This is a genomic window from Brevundimonas sp., assembly GCF_013912005.1.
Classification (GTDB): domain Bacteria; phylum Pseudomonadota; class Alphaproteobacteria; order Caulobacterales; family Caulobacteraceae; genus Brevundimonas.
Genome location: NZ_JACESB010000002.1, coordinates 212,538 through 233,117, shown reverse-complemented (window position 1 = coordinate 233,117; position 20,580 = coordinate 212,538). Strand labels below are relative to the sequence as shown.

At 73.5% G+C, this 20,580-nt stretch carries 18 protein-coding genes; 10 read left to right on the top strand and 8 right to left on the bottom strand.

The features are described 5' to 3' along the window. Nucleotide 1: 1 nt before the first annotated feature. The 3 genes from H2038_RS03015 to H2038_RS03005 all read right to left on the bottom strand — a co-directional run bounded on the left by H2038_RS03015 (nt 2) and on the right by H2038_RS03005 (nt 4,965). Nucleotides 2-1,198 (bottom strand): MFS transporter, encoded by a 1,197-nt coding sequence (locus H2038_RS03015; protein WP_292109050.1) that lies wholly within the window; start codon nt 1,196-1,198, stop codon nt 2-4. A 94-nt stretch (nt 1,199-1,292) separates the two neighbouring features. Then, nucleotides 1,293-3,806 (bottom strand): exo 1,3/1,4-beta-D-glucan glucohydrolase, encoded by a 2,514-nt coding sequence (locus H2038_RS03010; protein WP_292109049.1) that lies wholly within the window; start codon nt 3,804-3,806, stop codon nt 1,293-1,295. Nucleotides 3,807-3,900: 94 nt separating this feature from the next. Continuing rightward, on the bottom strand, nt 3,901-4,965 hold the full coding sequence (locus H2038_RS03005; RefSeq protein WP_292109047.1) for a LacI family DNA-binding transcriptional regulator: 1,065 nt from the start codon (nt 4,963-4,965) through the stop codon (nt 3,901-3,903). A 208-nt stretch (nt 4,966-5,173) separates the two neighbouring features. On the opposite strand from H2038_RS03005, the gene H2038_RS03000 reads away from it, so the two are divergent. Together H2038_RS03000 and H2038_RS02995 are read left to right on the top strand one after the other, a co-directional pair. Further along, nucleotides 5,174-5,668, top strand: a complete 495-nt coding sequence (locus tag H2038_RS03000) for a DUF1003 domain-containing protein (protein WP_292109046.1) — start codon at nt 5,174-5,176, stop codon at nt 5,666-5,668. Between the two features lie 82 nt (nt 5,669-5,750). Then, nucleotides 5,751-6,050: a hypothetical protein gene (locus H2038_RS02995; protein ID WP_292109044.1), complete on the top strand. Its 300-nt coding sequence runs from the start codon at nt 5,751-5,753 to the stop codon at nt 6,048-6,050. Here the strand turns inward: H2038_RS02995 and H2038_RS02990 are convergent. Next, nucleotides 6,047-6,667 carry a TlpA disulfide reductase family protein gene (locus tag H2038_RS02990; protein ID WP_292109042.1) on the bottom strand — a complete coding sequence of 207 codons (621 nt, stop codon included), beginning with the start codon at nt 6,665-6,667 and terminating at the stop codon, nt 6,047-6,049. The genes H2038_RS02995 and H2038_RS02990 overlap by 4 nt on opposite strands. Nucleotides 6,668-6,728: 61 nt before the next feature. Between H2038_RS02990 and argH the strand changes: the two genes are divergently transcribed. Genes argH through lysA form a run of 3 tightly spaced genes read left to right on the top strand, consistent with a single transcriptional unit; the run spans nt 6,729 to nt 9,635 of the window. Beyond that, on the top strand, nt 6,729-8,111 hold the full coding sequence (argH, locus tag H2038_RS02985) for an argininosuccinate lyase (RefSeq protein WP_292109092.1): 1,383 nt from the start codon (nt 6,729-6,731) through the stop codon (nt 8,109-8,111). Then, nucleotides 8,108-8,344, top strand: a complete 237-nt coding sequence (locus H2038_RS02980; protein ID WP_292109039.1) for a hypothetical protein — start codon at nt 8,108-8,110, stop codon at nt 8,342-8,344. Before argH ends, H2038_RS02980 begins: the two co-directional genes overlap by 4 nt. A 16-nt stretch (nt 8,345-8,360) precedes the next feature. Further along, complete coding sequence (lysA, locus tag H2038_RS02975) at nt 8,361-9,635, top strand: diaminopimelate decarboxylase (protein WP_292109038.1); 1,275 nt, start codon at nt 8,361-8,363, stop codon at nt 9,633-9,635. A gap of 149 nt (nt 9,636-9,784) precedes the next feature. Here the strand turns inward: lysA and H2038_RS02970 are convergent, their stop codons facing one another. Further along, a complete protein-coding gene (locus tag H2038_RS02970; RefSeq protein WP_292109036.1) occupies nt 9,785-10,324 on the bottom strand; it encodes a phosphoribosyltransferase in 540 nt (179 codons plus the stop codon). Next, nucleotides 10,317-11,258 (bottom strand): MJ0042-type zinc finger domain-containing protein, encoded by a 942-nt coding sequence (locus H2038_RS02965; protein ID WP_292109034.1) that lies wholly within the window; start codon nt 11,256-11,258, stop codon nt 10,317-10,319. The genes H2038_RS02970 and H2038_RS02965 overlap by 8 nt, the downstream gene beginning before the upstream one ends. A gap of 67 nt (nt 11,259-11,325) precedes the next feature. Here H2038_RS02965 and H2038_RS02960 point away from each other — a divergent pair, with 67 nt between their 5' ends. Genes H2038_RS02960 through H2038_RS02945 form a run of 4 tightly spaced genes read left to right on the top strand, consistent with a single transcriptional unit; the run spans nt 11,326 to nt 14,295 of the window. Further along, nucleotides 11,326-12,036 (top strand): ATP-binding cassette domain-containing protein, encoded by a 711-nt coding sequence (locus H2038_RS02960; protein WP_292109032.1) that lies wholly within the window; start codon nt 11,326-11,328, stop codon nt 12,034-12,036. Continuing rightward, complete coding sequence (locus H2038_RS02955; protein ID WP_292109030.1) at nt 12,033-12,914, top strand: FtsX-like permease family protein; 882 nt, start codon at nt 12,033-12,035, stop codon at nt 12,912-12,914. Before H2038_RS02960 ends, H2038_RS02955 begins: the two co-directional genes overlap by 4 nt. 9 nt (nt 12,915-12,923) lie before the next feature. Then, entirely contained in the window at nt 12,924-13,565 is a 642-nt protein-coding gene (locus tag H2038_RS02950; protein ID WP_292109028.1) for a YdcF family protein, read from the top strand. Nucleotide 13,566: 1 nt separating this feature from the next. Next, complete coding sequence (locus H2038_RS02945; protein ID WP_292109026.1) at nt 13,567-14,295, top strand: 1-acyl-sn-glycerol-3-phosphate acyltransferase; 729 nt, start codon at nt 13,567-13,569, stop codon at nt 14,293-14,295. On the opposite strand, the gene pdeM is transcribed toward H2038_RS02945, so the two are convergent. Together pdeM and H2038_RS02935 are read right to left on the bottom strand one after the other, a co-directional pair. After that, on the bottom strand, nt 14,296-15,027 hold the full coding sequence (gene pdeM / locus H2038_RS02940) for a ligase-associated DNA damage response endonuclease PdeM (protein WP_292109024.1): 732 nt from the start codon (nt 15,025-15,027) through the stop codon (nt 14,296-14,298). Further along, entirely contained in the window at nt 15,024-17,570 is a 2,547-nt protein-coding gene (locus H2038_RS02935; protein ID WP_292109022.1) for a ligase-associated DNA damage response DEXH box helicase, read from the bottom strand. The genes pdeM and H2038_RS02935 overlap by 4 nt, the downstream gene beginning before the upstream one ends. A gap of 91 nt (nt 17,571-17,661) precedes the next feature. Here H2038_RS02935 and H2038_RS02930 point away from each other — a divergent pair, with 91 nt between their 5' ends. Next, nucleotides 17,662-20,502 (top strand): ATP-dependent DNA helicase, encoded by a 2,841-nt coding sequence (locus H2038_RS02930; RefSeq protein WP_292109090.1) that lies wholly within the window; start codon nt 17,662-17,664, stop codon nt 20,500-20,502. Nucleotides 20,503-20,580: the final 78 nt, after the last annotated feature.

Here is a 20,580-nt window from a genome sequence, read left to right as displayed (position 1 = left end):
TTCAGCGCACGCGGCGGATGCCGGCCACCGCCAGGGCGCCGAAGAGGGCGAACAGGGCCGACGCGGCGTAGATCCATCTGAAGTCTCCGCCGGAGAGCGACAGGAGCCCCAGCCCCAGCAAGGGGGCGAGAACCTGGGGCGCGGTGATCGCAAGGTTCATGAGGCCCAGATCGCGGCCGGCCGATCGCGGGTCCGGCAGCACCTCGGCGACGAGGGCGGTGTCGACGGTGGAGTAGAGGCCCAGCCCGAGCCCGAAGAGCAGTTGCGCCAGAAGCGGACCCGGCCAGCCGGGGGCGGCCGCAAGAAGGCCTGCGCCGACCGCCATCGCCAGCCCGCCGGCCGTGACGAAGAGCCGCCGTCGCCCGAGCCGGTCGGACAGCACGCCGCCGAGGAAGCCGGCGACGAGCGAGACGATCGTGCTCGCCCCCAGGAGGCCGCCGAGCACCGCCTCCGGCCGCACGCCCGCGAGCGGCCCCAGCCGCGCGGTCTCCTGCAGATAGAACAGCAGGTAGAGGACGTTGAAGGTGATGGTCGCCTGGACGAGCAGGCGGGAGACGAAGGCCATCAGGAAGTCCCGGTCCGCGAGGGCGGCGAGCGGGCGCGGGGCGGAACGGGCGACCGGCCGCGGCCGCGGCGGCTCCCGCAGCCGGATCGCGAAGGGAAGCACCAGGGCGGGAATGACCGCGGCCACGACGAGGAAGCGCAGGTCCAGCCGGGGCAGCGCCAGGGCGATGACGCCGGCGGTGAACAGGCCGGCGCCTGGCAGGGCCAGTCCGGCCAGGGCCGCCGCCAGACCTTTCTGGCGACCGGGGATCAGGTCCGGCAGCACGGCGTTGAGCGGCGCGAACATGACATTCACCGCCACCTGGAAGGCGAGGACGGCGAGGAGCAGCTGCTGCGGCGTGCCGGCGGCGAAGACCAGGCCGTGGGCCCCGGCCACGGCCACGGCGCCGACGACGATCCACGGACGGCGGCGCCCGAAGGCGCCGCGGGTGGCGTCGCTGAGCGCGCCGGCCGCCAGGTTGGTCGCCGCCGCCGCCACCGCCCCCCAGAGCATGACCTGGCTGAGCAGGACGGCCTTGTCCGCCGGGTCGATCGCCTCCGCCTTCAGGGGCAGGAGCAGGTTGAGCATCGGCACGAAGGCGATGAAGGCGCCGAGCTGCGCCAGGGCGAACAGGCCGAGAAAGCGCCCGCTCACCGGCGTCACGGCTTCTCCGCCTGGCTGATTCTCGCCCGCCTTGTGCATCGCCGGAGCTTTCTCGCCCGCCGGCGCCGGCGCAAGCCGCAAGCGCCTACGGCAGAGTCGCGCCCGCGGGGCACACCGCGTCGCCTTCGTTCGAGGCCAGCCGGATCTCCGAGACGGACACCGCCGCCGCCGCTTCGGAGGCCAGCTGGAAGGACCGCTCCACGGCCGTCAGGTCGGCCCCGGCGTCGCGAAAGCAGGAGAGCCGGACCTTGATCGTTCGCCACTCGCCCCGCGGGGCGGCGCCGACCGCCTCCGTCAGATCGACGGCTCCCTGCCCCAGCCCGAGGACGATGCGGCCTTGCGGCGCCTCGTCGACGCGGTACCGGAAGGACAGCGCCATCTCGCCGTTGGCCTGGCGCGAGAGATCGACCGCGCCGCCCCAGATCAGGGCCTGTCCGCCCCCTTCGCCGAAGACGAGGCGACGCCCGCTCTCCTGGGCCAGATCGTCGACGACGGTCATCTGTACGCCGCCGCGCGGACTGGCGACCGACTTTTCGCTCCCCACCCGGGTCTGCCCGCCCGAATCCTCCAGCGCCAGGGACCACGGCGGCGTCACCCGTCCGTCGACCAGGTACATGTCGACGCTCGACGTCGGCGCCGCGACGCCGGCTTCCTCGGAAAGCCGTCCCACCGGCGCCGGCCGCGCATAGCTGAGGCCGTAGCCGTAGGCGAACTGGGGATCGTATCCGGGCTCGCCGCGGTTCAGGGGCCGGCCGGTGGCGTCGCGCGGCCAGGAAAAGCCCAGCACGCCGGAGAAGTCATGGCGCGGACGACCCGCGGCGTCGCCGATGAGAACGTCCGCGATCCCCGCGCCCTCGGCGCCCGGCAACCAGGCCGCGACGAAGGCGTCGGAGGCGTTGATCTCGGGATTGACCCACATCGGCCGGCCGGAGAGGAAGACGGAGACCGTCGGAACGCCCTCCGCCTGCAGGCGCCTCAGGATCGCGAGCGGCTCCTCCGGAAGGAAGTCGAGGGTGTCGATGTCGCCCTGGAACTCGGCGTAGGGCGTCTCCCCGAAGACGACCACGGCGACGTCGGGCCGGACGTCATAGGCGCCGTCCGGGCTCAGGGCGGCTTCGCCTCCCGCCTCGGTCACCGCCTCGGCGATGCCGGCCCAGATGGAGTCCGCGTTCGGAAAGTGGGCGTTCGTGTTGCCGACGCCCTGCCAGGTCAGGGTCCAGCCCCCGGCGGCCTGTCCGATGTCGTCGGCCGCGGCGCCGGCCACCAGGACGCGGGCGTTCCCGCGGATCGGCAGGACGCCGTTCTCGTTCTTCAGGAGGACCAGCGACTTGCGCACCGCTTCCCGGGCCAGCGCCCGGTGCTCCGGAGCGCCGAGGTGTTCGAGCCGGCCCTCGAGCGGGCGATTGTCCTCGAACAGCCCGGCCTTGACCTTGGCCCGCAGGATCCGGCGGACGGCCTCCTCCACCCGGGCCATGGGGATCTCGCCCGAACGGACCTGGGCGAGGGTGTTCTCGTAGAGCGGCTTCCAGCTGTCGGGAGCCATCAGCATGTCGATGCCCGCATTGACGGCGGCCGGGCAGCTCTCGTTGGAGCAGCCCGGCAGCTGGCCGTGGGCGTTCCAGTCCGAGACCACGAAACCTTCGAAGCCGAGCGGGCCGCGCAGCACGTCGGTCAGGATGCTGCGGTTGCCCGAGTGCTTGACCCCGTTCCAGCTGGAGAAGCTGGCCATCACCGACAGCACCCCGGCGTCGATCGCCTGGGGATAGCCGCTCAGGTGGATGTCGATCAGCTCGCGCTCGGAGCCGACGAAGTCGCCCTGGTCGCGTCCTTCGGCGGTGCCGCCGTCGGCGAGGAAGTGCTTGGCCGAACCGGCGATGCGGCCGGACTGAAGCGGACGGCCGCTCTCGATCGGTCCCTGCAGGCCCAGCGTCAGGGGGCCGGCGTAGCTGCGGGCGATCTCGGGATCCTCGCCGAACCCCTCGTAGGTTCGGCCCCACCGGTCGTCGCGCGGCACCGCGAGGGTCGGTCCGAAGGTCCAGTCCGCGCCGGTGACCGCCACCTCCAGCGCCGTCGCCTCGCCGATGCGCCGCATCAGGTCGGGATCGCGCGCGGCCCCCAGGCCGATGTTGTGCGGGAAGATGGTGGCGCCGACGACGTTGTTGTGCCCGTGCACCGCGTCGATGCCGTAGATCAGCGGGATCGGGGTTCCCGGACGCGCGGCGTTGGCTTCGCGGAAGGCGCGGGCGAGCTCGACCCAGGCCTGCGCCGGGGCGCGCTCGTCGCCGCCGGGCGAGGAGTTGCCGCCGGCCAGGATCGAGCCGATCGGCCAGGTCAGCAGGTCTTCAGGACGGATCGCCGCGATATCGGCCTGGATCAGCTGTCCAACCTTCTCCTCCACCGTCATCCGGGCCATCAGGTCCGAGATGAAGGCTTCCGTGGCCGCATCGCTGAAGCCTTCGGGCGACGCGGCCCGCGGCCAGTTCGCCGGCTCGGCGCGGGCCGCCTCCGTCGCCGCGGCGACGGGCGCGGGCTGGGGCGTCTGCGCGTAAGCTCCCCCGGCGGCCAGTGCGAGAACCAGGACGGAAACGGCGCTGCGCATGGGGGACTCCAGCTGAGGACGGCGCGGTCGCAGCGGCCGGCGAAGGCGGCGCATGCGACGGGGCCGGCTATTAGCTCGGCGTATGACAGCGCTGTCAAGCCACCGGCGGGACGTAGCGCGCCGTCGAGCCGCGGACCACGAGAGAATGGGGGACGGTCGTATCCTCGAGGTCGCCTTCCGACTCCAGCCGGGCTCGCAGCAGCGGGATGAGGCGCTGCGCGGCGGCGGCGGCCATCTCGGCCACGGGGTGGCGGATGGTGGTCAGGGCCGGGGTGCTGAACAGCGCGCTCGGCGTATCGTCGAATCCCGCCACCGAGAGGTCGCGCGGCACGCCCAGTCCGGCGGCGGCGGCGGCCTGCAGCACGCCGAGGGCCATGTCGTCGTTGGCCGCGAAGATGGCGGTGGGGCGGTGCGGTCCGGCCAGCAGGCGCTCGGCGGCCTCGAGCCCCGAGCGGAAGGTGAACTGGCCCTCGACCATCCACTCCGGCCGCGGCGTGAGCCCCCGCTTGCGGAGCGCCGTCCTGAAGCCGGCGCCCCGCAGCCGGCTGGCGGCGTAGGCCGGCGGGCCCGAGATATAGGCGAGGTCGACGTGCCCGAGATCGAGGAGGTGACGGGTGATCTCCTCGGCCGCCCCGGCGTCGTCCATGCGAATGCGGACGCCCCGGTGCAGGGCCGTCTCGGGGCCGATGCGCGCGTAGGGGGTTCCCGTCTCGTCGAGCACGTCGAGCACCAGCGCATTGTCCGAGTTCGGCGGCGTCAGCACCACCCCCTGGGGCCGGACGGCGGCCAGGAGGTTGGACAGATCCTGCCGGAGGGTCGGAGCGTCGTAGTCGACCAGCTCCACCATCAGATGATGGTCGGCCTGGCGGCATTCCATCAGCAGGCCCAGTTCCAGCCGGCTGAGGTAGTCGTTGCCTCGCCCGCTCCGCCAGTGCTCGATCGTCAGCTTGGCGTCCACCAGGGCCGCGATGATCGACGAGGCGGACCCGGCCAGGGAGCGCGCGGAGAGGCTGCGGCGATAGCCCAGCTCCGCGACCGCGCCCTCCACCTTCTTGCGCAGCGCCTCGCTGACGTTTGCCTCGCCGTTCAGGACCCGGGAGACGGACTTGATCGAAACACCCGCCCGGGCGGCCACGTCGTAGATTGTAGCGCCCGCCATCCCCGAACCCGCTGCGGTCAAGATCTCCCGGTCTCGCATCTGCGAGGGTGCGTGGCAACGGCAGCGAGCGGGCCCTGCGCAGACCGGACCGGCCAGCGGGCGCCGGTCCCCGGCGGCAAGGGGCGGCGGGGCCGCCCGCTTGACCTGCGCGGGGCGGGCGGATCACGCTCGCGCCGGTGCGGCGGCGGGCGCCGCGGGAGGGGGCGGCATGCAGGGTCCGGTCGATCCGGTCAGTTTCGAGGTGCTCAAGGAGAGCTGGGACCGTCTCACCGAACGGGAGCGGCAGGTGATCGAGCGCGCCAGCCGGCGGCTGTCGGTCCCGCGCGACGCCGAGCAGGCCTATGCCGAGACCACGACCTTCGGGGACCGGCTGGCGGACCGCGTCGCCTCGGTCGGCGGGTCGTGGAGCTTCGTCGTCGCCTTCGGCCTGTTCCTGCTGGTCTGGGCGGGCCTGAACCGCTGGCTGCCGGCGGGGCAGCGGTTCGACCCCTACCCCTTCATCTTCCTCAACCTGCTGCTGTCGATGCTGGCGGCGGTCCAGGCGCCGATCATCATGATGAGCCAGAATCGGCAGGCGGCGAAGGACCGGGTGGCGGCGCGGCTGGACTACGAGGTCAACCTGAAGGCGGAGCTGGAGATCGCCGCCCTGCACGCGAAGATCGACCGGCTGGCGGCGCGGACGGACGGCGCCGGCGAGGGCTGAGAGGCCGGACGTCCGCCGGCGCAACCGCCCGGACGGACAGGCGTTAACCGCCAAGGTTCAACGTCACTCCGGGGGACATCCCATGCGCTCCATCGCTCTCGCCGCCGTCGCCGCCCTGGCGCTCGGCGCCGCCGCCTGCACCGAGGCTGAACAGGACGAGACCCAGGCCGACGCCAACGCGGCCGCCGCCGACGCCGGCGACGCCACGGAGGAAGCCGCCGCCTCGCTGCAGGAAGAGGCCGCCCAGGTCGGGTCGGCGATCGCCGCCGGCGCCAGCGAGGTCGCCCAGGAGATCGACGAGGGCACCGACCGCCTCGCCCGGGAGGCCGACGAGCAGAAGGCCGAGACCGCGACCGACGAGCGCGGCAACGAAGCCCGCTAGGGCTCGGCCAGCAGGCCGTCGACGAGGGCCCGGGCCTCCGGGCTGGCCCAGTCGGCCTCGCCCGAGAAGTGGGCGCGGATGCGGCCCTGCCGGTCCAGCAGCACCGTCTGGGGCATCTTGCCCTTGCCCGGCAGCTCGAACGGCAGCTGGAACTTCGGATCGCTGTAGAGCGGCAGGGGCTCGTGCACGTCGATGAAGCTGCGGGCGTCGGCGATGGCGTCCGGCGTGGCGTCAACGTTGACCGGCAGGACCACGAGGTCCGTTCCGGCGTAGGCCTCGGCGAGGCGGGCGAGGGTCGGCATCTCGGTGCGGCACGGCGCGCACCACATGGCCCACAGGTTGACCACCACGACCTTGCCGCGGAAGTCGGCGAGGCGAACGGGGCCGCCCTCCCGGTCCTGGAACACATAGTCCGGCGCGGTCTCGAGCGCGGCCGGCGTCTCCAGCCGCGCGATCGGGCCGACGGCGAAGCGGGCCAGCTCGCTCTTCGCGGCGGGGGCCGGCGCGGCGGCTTTGTCGATCAGGCCGGGATTGGCGTATAGCAGCGCGGCAGCGCCGATCGCTCCGATCAGCAGCACCCCCGCAACCGCGCCGATCACCGTCCCCGAGACCTTCATGCCCGACCCGACGCCTCCCGAAACCGCGACCAAAGCCCCCGGGGCGGCCAAAGGTCAAGACATGTGGGGCGGCCGCTTCTCGGCGCAGCCGGCCGAAATCATGCAGGCGATCAACGTCTCGATCGGCGTCGACCGGCGGCTGTGGGCGCAGGATCTGGCCGGGTCGCGGGCCCACTGCCGCATGCTGGCGGCGCAGGGCGTCGTCTCGGCCGCCGACGCCGAGGCCATTCTCGGCGGGCTGGACGCCATCGAGGCCGAGATGCGCGACGGGAGTTTCCCGTTCCGCGACCGCTTCGAGGACATCCACATGAACGTGGAGGCGCGGCTGGCCGAACTGATCGGCGAGCCCTCGGGCCGGCTGCACACCGCGCGCAGCCGCAACGACCAGGTGGCCACCGATTTCCGCCTGTGGGTGCGCGACGCCTGCGACCGGACGATCGTCCAGCTGGAGGGTCTGCAGCGGGCGCTGCTGGGACGGGCGGAGCAGCACGCGGCGGACCTGATGCCGGGCTTCACCCACCTGCAGACCGCCCAGCCGGTGACGCTGGGCCATCACCTGATGGCCTATGTGGAGATGTTCGGGCGCGACGCCGGCCGGTTCGTCGACGCGCGTCGGCGGATGAACGAATGCCCGCTGGGGGCGGCGGCCCTGGCCGGCTCGCCCTTCCCCATCGACCGCGGGATGACCGCCGCCGCGCTGGGCTTCGACCGGCCCATGGCCAATTCGCTGGACGCGGTGTCCGACCGGGACTTCGCCCTCGAAAGCCTCGCCGCGGCCTCGATCTGCGCCGGCCACCTGTCGCGGCTGGCCGAGGAGATCGTGGTCTGGATGACGCCCATGTTCGGCTTCGCCAGCCTGCCCGACGACCTGACCACCGGCTCGTCGATCATGCCGCAGAAGCGCAATCCCGACGCGGCCGAGCTGGTGCGGGCCAAGACCGGCCGGATCATCGGCTCGCTGGTGGCCCTGTCAACGGTCATGAAAGGCCTGCCGCTGGCCTATTCGAAGGACATGCAGGAGGACAAGCCGCCGGTGTTCGAGGCCTTCGACGCCTTGGATCTTGCGGTCGGCGCGATGACCGCCATGGTCGCGGCGCTGCGGCCCGACACGGCGCGCATGGCGGCGGCGGCGGGCGCGGGCTTCTCGACCGCGACCGATCTGGCCGACTGGCTGGTGCGCGAGCTGGACCTGCCGTTCCGCCAGGCCCACCACGTCACCGGCGCCGCGGTGAAGCGGGCCGAGGCGCTGGGCGTGGGCCTGTCGCAACTGCCGCTGGAAGAATTGCAGGCCCTGCATCCCGGGGTGACCGAAGCGGTTTACAAGGTGCTGTCGCCCGAGGCTTCCTGCGCCAGCCGCCGGAGCTTCGGCGGCACGGCGCCGGAGCAGGTCCGCGCGCGCATCGCAGACTGGAAGGCGCGCCTCGGCGCGGGGGAGATCCGATGAACAAGCTGACCGTCGCGGGCCTGTCGGCCCTGATCGCCCTCTCCGCCGCCGGCTGCGGCCGCATGGCCGATCTGGACGCGCCGCCGGCCAAACGCGCGGAACGCGGCATGCGCGACGCCAACGCCGAAAGCCTGCCCGAGCCCGCCACCGAGAATCGCCCGAACCGGCAGATGCCCATCGACGGCGGTCCCGGCTCCACCCCCTTCGACGGCCCCGGCAACCGCCCGGGCTGAACCTGACGGATTCCAGTTGCATCACTTCCACCGGATCGACGGCGTCCTGCATGCGGAGGGCGTGTCGCTGGAAACGGTCGCGGCCGAGGTCGGCACGCCGGCCTACGTTTATTCCACCGCCACCCTGGAACGGCACCACGGCCTGTTGCGGCAGGCGCTGGACGCCCGGCGGAGCGCGCTGGGCGACGCCCTGATCGCCTTCGCCGTCAAGGCCAACAGCAACCTGTCGGTGCTGGCCACCCTGGCGCGCGCGGGCTGCGGCGCCGACACGGTGTCGGAGGGCGAGATCCGGCGGGCGCTGGCGGCGGGCGCGCCGGCGGACCGGATCATCTTCTCAGGCGTGGGCAAGACCGACGCCGAGCTGGCCTTCGCCATCGAGGTCGGCGTGCGCCAGATCAACGTCGAGAGCGGGGCCGAGCTGGACCGGCTGATCGCGGTCGCCGCGGCGCGGGGAGCGGTCGCCACGATCGCCGTCCGGGTCAATCCGCGGATCGGCGCCGGCGGCCACGCCCGCATCACCACCGGCGGGGCCGCCGACAAGTTCGGGGTGCCGATCGAGGAGGCGTTCGACCTCTACGCCCGCGCCGCCGCCTCGCCGCACGTGCGGCCGGCGGGGCTCGCCTGCCACATCGGCAGCCAGATCCTCGACCTCGCGCCGATGGAGACGGCGTTCGGCACCCTGCGGGAGATGACGCTCGAGCTGCGGGCCCGCGGCTTCGAGGTCGCCCGGCTCGACCTCGGCGGCGGGCTGGGCGTGCCCTACCACGGCCAGGCGGAGACGCCGTCGATCGACGCCTACGCCGCCATGTGCGCCCGGGTGCTGGACGGCCTCGGCGTCGAGGCGGCGTTCGAGCCGGGCCGGCTGCTCGCCGCCAACGCCGGGGTGCTGGTCAGCCGGGTGATCCAGGTCAACCGGCGGGCCGACGGCCGCCGCTTCCTGGTGCTGGACGCCGGCATGAACGACCTGATGCGTCCGGCCCTGTACGACGCCTTCCACGACCTCGTGCCAGTGCGCGAGCGGCCGGGCGAGGCGGTTCCGTACGATCCGGTGGGGCCGATCTGCGAGTCCACCGACGTTTTCGCCCGCGACCGCCTGCTGCCGCCGCTGGAGGCCGGCGACCTGGTCGCCTTCATGAGCGCGGGCGCCTACGGGGCGGTGCTGTCGAGCGAGTACAATTCCCGGCCGCTCGTCCCCGAGGTGCTGGTCAACGGCGACCGTTGGGCGGTGGTGCGGAGACGGCCCTCGTACGAGGAGATGTGGGCGCGGGAGCCGCGGGCGGAGTGGTTGTGAGGGAGGGGCCGGGGATCAGGGACGAGGGATTGGGGATGAGGGATGAGGGATGAGGGATGAAGGCGTGCTCGCCGTCTGACCATCAGGAAGCTCGATCAGGCACCCTCTTCTCCCCAATCCCTCATCCCTAGTCCCTCATCCCTAGTCCCTCATCCCTCATCCAGCGCACACACGTCCGGCAGCCCCCGCAGCGCCCCCGCGTGATCCAGGCCGTAGCCGACGAGGAAGCGGTCCGGGGCCTCCCAGCCGACGAAGTCGGGTTCGGGCGCGCGGGGCTTCGGCCACGGCTTGCGGGCGAAGACGACGGTGAGGACCTCGCGCGCGCCCTTGTCCTTCGCGATGCGCACCGCCTCCGCCAGCGACAGGCCGGTGTCGAAGACGTCGTCGATGAGCAGCACACGGCGGCCCTCGATGGGGCGCTGGAAGTCGGCGTAGACGTCGATGCGGCCGCGGCTGGTCCGCTCGTCGCCGTAGGACGCCAGCCACAGGGCGTCGAAGCGGACGTGGCGACCGTGGCGCGACAGGGCGCGGGTCAGGTCGGCGGCGAACCACAGGCCGCCGGTGAGCAGGACCGCGGCGACGGTCTCGTCGTCGATGACCGGGGCGATGCGGGCGGCGAGATCGTCGACGATGCGCCGGACCTCGGCTTCAGGGAGCAGGACGGTCGGGGCGGGAGTCGCGTCAGCCATGCCCCGGCGATACCGCCTCCGGCGCGTGCGAGTCGAGGGTCGCCGCCACCGGAACGGCGTCGACCGGGCGCAAGCCGGCGGCTCCGGGCGCGTCCGTGGCCAGGGCCGGACGCAGTCCCGCCTCGCCGCCGGAAGCGACAGGGAGGGGGCGGACCGCCGGCGGCGCGTGATGCGCCGGCGCATGGGAGGCCGGCGGACGGGCGGCCGGCGCATGGGCGACCGGCGCAGCTCCGGCGGCGGAGAGGACGAAGTCGACGCCGATGCCCGCCGCGCGGGCGCCCGGATCGGGGATGATGGTCGCGAAGCCCTGGACCTTGCCGGGCAGCACCGGGGCGGCGTCGATCCGGACGAGGGCGTGGCCGATCTCGGCCCCATGGCTGTCGAGCAGGGCCACGCGGACCGGCGGAGCCACCCGCTCGTCGTCGCGAACGTTGCGCAGGGCTCCCGAGACCAGGATGCGCCCGGGATCGCTGGGCAAGGGCCGGGCGCTGAGCGCCTCGAAGTCGAGACCGGTCGGGTTCACCTCCAGGCCGACGGCGGCGTAGGCGGCGGCGGTGCGCGGCGCGAGCTCCACGACCTCCACCCGGAACAGCCAGGCGGCGGCGAGCAGCAGGGCGAAGCCGGAGGCGATGCCGGCCCAGACCGCCCCGTGCGCGGCGGCGCGGCGCAGGCGGCGCTGCTGTTCGGCGCGGGCGCGGAAGGCGCGGGGCAGTTCCGGGGCCGGCGTCTCGGCCAGGCTCTCGGGCGCGGGCTCCTCCCGGGCCGGCGGCTCGCCCGGCCCCCCGGCGGCGGTGGCCGACAGCTCCAGCGGCTCGTCGAGGCTGGCGCGCCAGGTGTGCTTGCAGGACTTGCAGCGCACGGTGCGGCCGTGCGGGCCGATGGCGTCATCGGGCGCGAAATAGCTGGTGGCGCAGGACGGGCAGGTCAGTATCATGTGCGCTGACTGCGAGGCTCTTCGCCCCCTCCCGTCGCGGCGCCCGCCGCGTACAACCCGTAAATCGATGCCCGTCCACCCCCGCCGCGCCGCCGACGCCGCCGCCTCGCCCGAAACCGTCCGCATGGACGGGGTCGGCTTCGGCTATGGCGACGCGCCCGAGGTGCTGCGGGACGTTAACCTCACTTTGCCGCGCGGCTCTTTCCACTTCCTTACCGGGCCGTCGGGGGCCGGCAAGTCGACCCTGCTGAAGCTGCTGACCCTGTCGGCGCGGCCGACGCGGGGCGAACTGCGCTTGTTCGGGGAGAGCGTGGCCGGGCTGCCGAGATCGGGGCTGCCGGGCCTGCGGCGGCGCATGGGGGTGGTGTTCCAGGATTTCCGGCTGCTCGACCACCTCAGCGCCTTCGACAATGTGGCCCTGCCCCTGCGCCTCGCCGGCCGGCGGCGCGACGACTATGCGGCCGACGTGACCGAGATGCTGGACTGGGTGGGCCTCGGCGACCGCGCCGAAAGCCGCCCGCCGGCCCTGTCGGGCGGGGAGAAGCAGCGGCTGGCGATCGCCCGGGCGGTCATCGCGGGTCCGGAGCTGATCGTCGCGGACGAGCCGACGGGCAACGTCGACGCGGCCATGGCGGCGCGGCTGCTGAAGCTGTTCCAGGCGCTGAACCGGCTGGGCGCGACGGTGCTGATCGCCACCCACGACGAGGCCCTGGCGGACGCCTCCGGCGCGGCCGTGCTGCGGCTGGAGCGGGGCCGGGTGAGCGGGGCGGCCGCATGATCGGGCGGCTGGCCGGACGGCGGGCGGGCATCCTGCCGCGCGAGGCGGGGGGCGAACCGTGGCTGGCGGCGGTGATCGCCGTGTTGTGCTGCCTCGCCTGTCTGGCGGCCGCCGGGGCGCTGGCGGCCGACCGCGCCGCCCACGGCTGGGCCCGCAGCCTCCGGGCCGAGGCCACCGTGCAGGTGCGCCCGAGGGTGGGCGAGAGCGGGGCGACGGCGGCGGCCCGGGCGGCGGAGACCCTGGCCGGCGTGGCCGGCGTCGAGGAGGCCGAGGCCCTGGATCGCGAGGCGGCCGAGGCTCTGCTGCGCCCCTGGCTGGGCGACGCCGTGCTGCCCGACCTGCCCCTGCCCCACCTGGTCACCGTCCGCCTGGATCCCGAACAGCCCGCCAGCGCCGTCAGCCTGAGCCGGGCCTTGGCCGAGGCGGGACTGGACGCCACGGTCGACGACCACAGCCTGTGGCGGGCGGAGGTCGAGCGCTCGGCGGGACTGATCACCGTGCTGGCGGGCGCAGCCTTCCTGCTGACCGCCGGGGCGGCGGCCGCGGCGGTGGTCTACGCCACCCGCGCCGGCATGGCGGCGCAGGCGCAGGTGATCGCCATCCTCAGCCTGAACGGCGCGTCCGACGCGCGCATCGCCGGCCTCTACCAGCGCCGCTACGGCCTGCTGGCCGCCGGCGCCGGAGCCGCCGGCGCGCTGGTCGCCATGGCCGCCCTGTCCCTGCTCCGCTTCCTCGGCGGCAGCGACGGGATCACGCCCGCCCTGCCGGTCGTCTGGAGCGACATCGTGGTCCTCTCGTCATGTCCGGTGCTGGCCGCTACGGTGGCGGTGGTCGCCGCGCGCTTGACGGCGCTGGCGCGGCTGCGGGGGCACGACTAGGTTAAAGGCATGAAGTTCCTGACCTTCATCGCCATTCTGGCGCTGATCTGGCTGATCGGCCTGTTCGCCTTCGCGGACCGGGTGCGCGGCTACACGCCCGCCGCCGAGCCGGACCGGGCGGACGCCATCGTGGCCCTGACCGGCCCGTCGGCCGAGCGGGTCAACGCCGCCATCCGCCTGCTGGAGCAGGACAAGGGGGACCGGGTGCTGATCTCCGGCGTCAACCGCGAGGTCCGTCGCCAGGAGCTGCGCGCCCTGACCCCCGGCTCCAGCAAGCTGTTCAACTGCTGCGTCGACCTCGGCTTCGAGGCCGAGGACACCATCGGCAACGCTCAGGAGATCGCCGCCTGGGCCGAGTCCAAGGACTACGACAGCCTGATCGTCGTGACCTCCGACTACCACATGCCGCGGGCGCTGACCGAGATCCGGGCGGCCGCGCCCGGCGTGACGCTGACGGCCTACGCCGTGGAGACGCCGTCGCTGGACACGCCGCGCTGGTGGCGGGCGGCGGTCACGGCCCGCCGGATGACGCTGGAGTACATGAAGTACCTCGCCGCCCTCGGCCGCGCCGGCCTGGGCCGGCTGACCGGAGACGATCCGGCGGCGGCCGACGCTCCGGCCGCCAGTTCTCCGGAAGAGAAGGCGGCCTGAGTTGATCACCCTGCGTTCGCTGGTCTTCACGGCCTGGCTCTACCTGTCGATGGCCATCTTCGCCGTCGGCCTGTCGCCGGCCCTGCTGATGCCGCACCGGGCGGCGATGGCGGTGATCCGCTGGTGGGCCAAGTTCGTCCTCTTCGGCCTGCGCTGGATCTGCGACGTGAAGGTCGAGTTCCGGGGGCTCGAGCATCGTCCGTCCGGGCCGGCGCTGGTGGCCGCCAAGCACCAGGGCATGCTGGACGTGATCGCGCCCTTCGTCGTGCTCGACGATCCCTGCATGGTGATGAAGAAGGAACTGATGGTCCTGCCCTTCTTCGGCTGGTTCGCGTGGAAGACGAGGATGATCCCGGTCGACCGCTCGGCCGGCGCGAAGGCGCTGAAGGACATGGTGCGCACGGCGCGCGAGCGGGTGCAGCAGGGCCGGCAGGTGGTGATCTTCCCGGAAGGCACCCGCACCGAGCCGGGCGCCGCCCCCGACTACAAGCCCGGCGTCGCCGCCATCTACCGCGAGATCGAGGCCGCCTGCGCGCCGGTGGCCACCAACTCCGGCGTTCACTGGCCGGCGCACGGGTTCCGGCGCTATCCGGGAACGGTCGTGTTCGAATTCCTCGAGCCGATCCCGGCGGGGCTGAAGCGTCCGGCGTTCATGGCGCAGCTGGAGGGGAAGATCGAAGGGGCGAGCGGGGCGCTGCTCCCCGCCCCCGACCTCACCCGTCTGACCTGACTACCGCAGCGCCTCCCACGCCAGCGCGTGCACCCGGTCGCGGCCGAGGGCGGCGGCCATCGGCGGAGTTTCGAACAGGCCGGCGACGGCGGGGTCGCGCACGTCGAGGCCGCCGGTGAAGGCGCCGAAGGCGGGCATCAGCAGGCGGCGGCCGTCGGTGACGAAACAGGGGCGGCGCACCCCCCGGCCGTGGGCCCACACCCGCGCCGCCGGGTGGAGGTGGCCGGCGACCTCGCCGGGCCGGTCGCCCGGCTGCGGTTCGTGGATCAGGCCCAGGCGGCCGACCTGCAGCGTCGTCACGACCCGCCCGGTCAGCACGTCCAGCGCCCCGGCCAGGGCCTCCAGATCGTGGTTGCCCTCGAGCCAGACCCAGTCCCGGCCGGCGGCGAGGCGCTCCAGCCGAACGCGGTCGTCCGTGTACAGACGATCTACGGCTTTCGAGTCGTGGAAGCTGTCGCCGAGCAGGACCACCCGGGCCGGATCGAGGACCTCGATCTCCGCCTCCAGCTTCGCGAGCGTCGCCGGGCTGTCGTAGGGCGGCAGCATCTGGCCGCGCACGGCGAAGGCCGAGCCCTTCTCGAGGTGGAGGTCCGAGGCGACGAGGGTGCGCTCGCCGGCCACCCACAGGGCGCCCGAGCAGCGCAGCACGCAGACCTCGCCGTTGATCCGCACCTTGAGGCCGCCGCAGCCGTGCCGGGCCGGGGCCAGGGCCTCGCGCAGGGCCGGGCTCATCGCGCGCCCTCCAGCTCGGGCGGGGCGTCGGCCATGACGTCGGCGACCAGGGTCTCCAGCGCGAAGTCCTCGGCGTGGGCGGCGAGGATCATCTCGGCCGCCTCGCCGCCGACCCGTTCGCGGCCGATCTGGACCAGCACCGGGACGCTGAACGGCGACGGCTTGTCCAGCCGGACGTGCCGCACATGGCCCTGGATGCGGGTCAGCAACTGGCCCAGCCGGGCCACGTCGAGCAGGCCGGCGGCGGCGTCGGCGCGGGCGGTGCGCAGCAGCAGGTGGTCGGGCTGGTGGCGGCGGAGCACGTCGTAGATCAGGTCGGTCGAGAAGGTCACCTGCCGGCCGGTCTTCTCGGCCCCGGGCTGGCGACGCTCGATCAGCCCGGAGATGAGGGCGCAATTGCGGAACGAGCGCTTCATCATGAAGCTCTCCTCCAGCCACGCCTCCAGATCGTCGCCGAGCAGGTCGGGCTCGAACAGGGCGTCGAAATCCAGCCCGTCCATCGGCCGGATCGACCAGATGGCCAGCGAATAGTCGGTGCAGACGAAGCCCAGCGGGCCGACGCCCAGGCGGTCCAGCCGCCGGGTGAGCAGCATGGCCAGGGTGGTGTGGGCGATCGAGCCCTCGAACGGACAGGCGACGAGGAAATGGCGGTCGCCGCGCGGGAAGGTCTCGACCAGCAAGTCCCCGGCCTCGGGGATGGCCGAGCGGGCCTCCTGCAGCTCCAGCCACTCCCGCACGTCGGGCGGAAGCACACGCCAGTGGTCGCGGTCCTCGATCATCCGCCGCACCCGGCCGGCCAGCGACACCGAGATCGGGAATTTCGAGCCGCCCCACGAGGGGATCTTCGGGTCGCTGTCGTGGGCGGGCGTGACCAGGGCGTCCATGCCGGCGATCGCCTGGAAGGCCCAGACCTGGCCGGCGTAGACGAAGGTGTCGCCGGGCGTCAGCGGTTCGAAATAGCTCTCCTCGACCTCGCCGATCTTGCGCCCGCCCGTCAGGCGCTGGCCGCGGCGCGAGGCGACGCGGACGTTGAGGGTCGCCGCCGAGACGATGGCCCCGACGTTCATGCGGTGGCGCTGGGCGATCTGGGCGTTGCGCACCTTCCAGCGGCCCTCGCGGTCGCGGACGATGCGGGCGAAACGGTCGTAGGTGCGGAGCGCGTAGCCGCCGGTGGCGACGAGGTCGACGACCTCCTCGAAGCTCTCCCACGACAGGCCGCGATAGGGGCCGCAGCCGCAAACCTCCGTGTACAGATCTTCAAGGCGGAACGGCCCGGCGCAGGCCACGCCCATGACGTGCTGGGCGAGGGTGTCCAGGGTGCCGGTGTGGACCGGCTCCCAGTCGAAGGCGTTCTCGGCCACCGCCTCGCGCGCCGCCTGGCATTCCAGCATCTCGAAGCGGCTGGCGGGCACCATCAGGGCGCGGCTGGGTTCGTCCAGCCGGTGGTTGGCCCGGCCGATGCGCTGCACCAACCGGCTGGCGCCGCGCGGGGCGGCGAGCTGGATGACCAGGTCGACGTCGCCCCAGTCGATGCCGAGGTCGAGGGTCGAGGTGCAGACCACGGCCCGCAGGTCGCCGCGCGCCATGGCCGCCTCGACCTTGCGCCTCTGCTCGGCCGCCAGCGAGCCGTGGTGCAGGCCGATCGGCAGGTCGTCCTCGTTCATCGCCCACAGCGACTGGAAGACGAATTCGGCCTGCCAGCGGGTGTTGACGAAGATCAGCGCCATGCCGGCGCGGCGGATGATGTCGTAGACCTCGGGCAGGGCGTGCAGCCCGGTGTGGCCCGCCCACGGCACCCTGCCTTCGGAGACGAGGACGTCGACCACCGGCGGGGCGCCGGGGTCGCCGCGGACGATACGGACCCCTTCTCCCCCCGGCGGAGAAGCAAGCCCCGGTCGCAGCCAGTCGGCGATCATCTGCGGATCGTCCACGGTCGCGCTCAGCGCCACCCGTCGCATCCCGGGCGAAAACGCCTGCAGCCGGCCCAGGCCGAGGCTCAGCAGGTCGCCGCGCTTGCCGCTCCAGATGGCGTGGACCTCGTCCAGCACCACGCACCGGAGGTCGGCGAAATAGGCCGCCGCCCCCTCCCAGGCGCAGAACAGGGCCAGCTGCTCCGGCGTGGTCAGCAGGATGTCGGGCGGGAAGTCGCGCTGGCGCTGGCGCTTCGACTGTTTGGTGTCGCCGGTGCGGCTCTCGACATGGATGTTCAGTCCGATCTCGCGGATCGGGGTCATCAGGTTGCGCTCGACGTCGGTGGTCAGAGCCTTGAGCGGCGACAGGTAGAGGGTGTGCACCCCCGATCCCGGCCCGCTCTCCGGCTTCGGTCCGCGCTCCGCCAGCTCGATCAGCGACGGCAGGAAGCCCGCCAGGGTCTTGCCGCCCCCGGTCGGCGCGACCAGCAGGGCGTGCGATCCCGCCTCGGCGGCCGCGATCATCTCCAGCTGGTGCCGCCGCGGCGCCCAGCCGCGCCGCGCGAACCAGTCGGCGAACAGGGGCGGCAGTTCCGGGGGCGGAAGCGTTGCGGGAGCGGCGGCGGGCGTCACGCATCGCCTATAGCATGTTCCCGTTCCGTTTCACCCGCGAAGCGGCTATCTGTCGAGGGTGTCCGTCTCGACCCTTCCCTCCCCCGCCGGCCTGACCGGGGCAGAGCCCTGGCTGGCCCTGCCGCCGGCGCTGGCCGTGCCGCCGGGGGCGGGGGCGGTCGCGGACGCCGAGGGCGCGCGCAGGATCGGGCGGGGCGCGGCGGAAGGACTTTTCACCGGCGGCGAGGTGATGGTCGCCCACGCCAGCCTGACCGCCCGGCGGCTGGGGATCGCACCGCCGCCGCGATCGCCGCAGCTGCTGGACGTGCTGGAGCTGTTCGCCTTCGTGCGGCCGGCGCGGTTCTGCGCGCCGTCGGCGGCGGGTCTGGCGCTGGCGCTGGGCATGGCCGAGCCGAAGGGGGCCGAAGCCCAGGCGGGGGCGCTGCGCGAGGCGGCGGCGGGACTGCTGCGGGAGCTGGCGGCGCCGGACTATCCGCACCGCGAGGATGCGGTGACCCTCGCGGAAACCCTGGGCCGGGCCGGATGGAGCTGGGGCTGGCGGGTGCTGGGCGCCCTGCAGCATCAGCCGGTGCGCGAGCGGCGCCATCGGGGCAGCGGGCTCGACGCCTGGGCCCGGCTGCCGGAGTGGGAGGACGAGGCACCGCGCGGCGAGGCCGGCTCGGCGCCGGTCGACTCCGAAAGCGCTCGCATCCGGCTGGAGAAGCTGCTGCAGGCCTCCGGCCTCGACGAGACCCGGCCGACCCAGAGCGACTACGCCGCCGAGGCCGCCTACGCCTTCGCCCCCCGCAACGACGAGGGCCGGCCGCGCATGCTGCTGGCCGAGGCGGGGACCGGCACCGGCAAGACCCTGGGCTATCTGGCGCCCGCCAGCCTGTGGGCCGAACGCAACCAGGGCGCGGCCTGGGTCTCGACCTATACCCGCGCCCTGCAGCGCCAGATCGACCGCGAGATCGCCAGCCTGTGGCCCGATCCGAAGGAGCGCAGGCGCAAGGCCGTGGTCCGCAAGGGCCGCGAAAACTACCTGTGCCTGCTGAACCTGCAGGAGATGGTGCAGGCGGCCCAGCTGGGGAACGGCGACCTCGTCGGCATGGCGCTGGCCAGCCGCTGGGCCCTGCACAGCCGCGACGGCGACATGACCGGCGGCGACTATCCCGGCTGGCTGCCCGGCCTGTTCGCGACCCCGCCGTCGCATCAGGCCAGTCCGGCCAATCTCGTCGACCGGCGCGGCGAGTGCGTTCACGCCGCCTGCCCCCACTATCGCACCTGTTTCGTCGAGAAGACCGTCCGCGCCAGCCGCCGCGCCGACCTGGTGGTGGCCAACCATGCGCTGGTGATGACCCAGGCCGCCTTCGACGGCGCCCGCTCGGCGCGCGGCCTGAAGCAGGACGGCGAGACGGCGGCGCTGAAGCGCATCGTCTTCGACGAGGGCCACCACCTGTTCGACGCCGCGGACAGCGCCTTCTCCGCCTGCCTGTCCGGACAGGAGGCGGCCGAGCTGCGCCGCTGGATCCGCGGGCCCGAGGGCCGCGCCCGCCGCGGGCGCGGGCTGGAGCAGCGCCTCGGCGACCTGTGCGCCGACAACGAGGCCGCCTCGAAGGCCCTGCAGGACGCCGTCCGCGCCGCCGCCCAGCTGCCGGGCGAGGGCGTGTCCGGCCGCATCGCCCCGGCCTCGGGCGAGGTCAATCCGGTGGGTCCGGTCGAACGCTTCCTGCTGGCCGCGCTGGAACAGCTCCGTGCCCGGACGAGCGAGAACGCCTCCGGGAGCGGAGTGGAGTTCGGCATGGAGTGCGCCCTGCGTCCGGCGACCGAGCCGGTGCGGGAGGCGGCGCGCGAGGCGGCCCGGGCGCTGGCGGCGATCGAGGCGCCGCTGCTGGCCCTGTCGCGGCATCTGGAGGACATCCTCGACGACGAGGCCGCCGAGCTGGACGGGTCGGCCCGGGCGCGGATCGAGGGGGCCCTGCGCGGCCTCGACCGGCGGGCGCGCATGACCCTGCCGGGCTGGCGCTCCATGCTGGCGGCGCTCGACGCCGGCGGCGACGAGCCGGACCCGGACTTCGTCGACTGGCTGTCCGCCGAGGCCGCCTTCGGCCGCATCCACGACGTCGCCCTGCGCCGGCACTGGATCGACCCGACCGTGCCGCTGGAGGCGGCGGTGGTGATGCCGGCGCACGGGGTGCTGGTCACCTCGGCCACCCTGTCCGATCCGCTGTCGGACGATCCGTTCGACCTCGCCCGGCTGCGCACCGGAGCCGCGCGTCTGGTCGAGCCGGCCCGGACCCTGAAGGTCGAGAGCCCGTTCGACTACGCCGCCCACAGCCGGGTCATCGTGGTCAACGACCTGATCAAGGACGATCCGCGCCAGACCGCGGCGGCGATGCGCGAGCTGTTCCTCGCCGCCGGCGGCGGAGGGCTGGGCCTGTTCACCGCCATCCGCCGGCTGAAGGCGGTCTACGAACGGCTGGGACCGGATCTGGCGAAGGCGGGCATCCCCCTCTACGCCCAGCACCTCGATCCGCTGGAGGTCGGGGCGCTGGTCGACGTGTTCCGCGCCGAGCAGGACAGCTGCCTGCTGGGCACCGACGCGGTGCGGGACGGGGTCGACGTGCCCGGCCGGTCGTTGCGCATTCTCGCCTTCGACCGGGTGCCGTGGCCGCGGCCGGACCTGCTGCACAAGGCGCGGCGCGAGCGCTTTGGCGGCGGCCCGCAGGCGCGGGCCTATGACGACGCCCTGGCCCGCGCCCGCATGGCCCAGGCCTTCGGCCGGCTGATCCGCCGGGCCGACGACAGGGGCGTGTTCGTCATGCTGGACGCCGCCTGCCCCACCCGGCTGTTCGCCAGCCTGCCCCCGGGAACCGAGGTGCAGCGCATGGGGCTGGCCGAGGCGGTGGAGCTGACGGCGGCGTTTCTGGGAGGGATGAGGGAAGAGGGATGAGGATGGGAAACGGCGGACGGAGTTCGCCCGCGACACTGACCAGCTCATCCCTCGTCCCTCTTCCCTCTTCCCTCATCC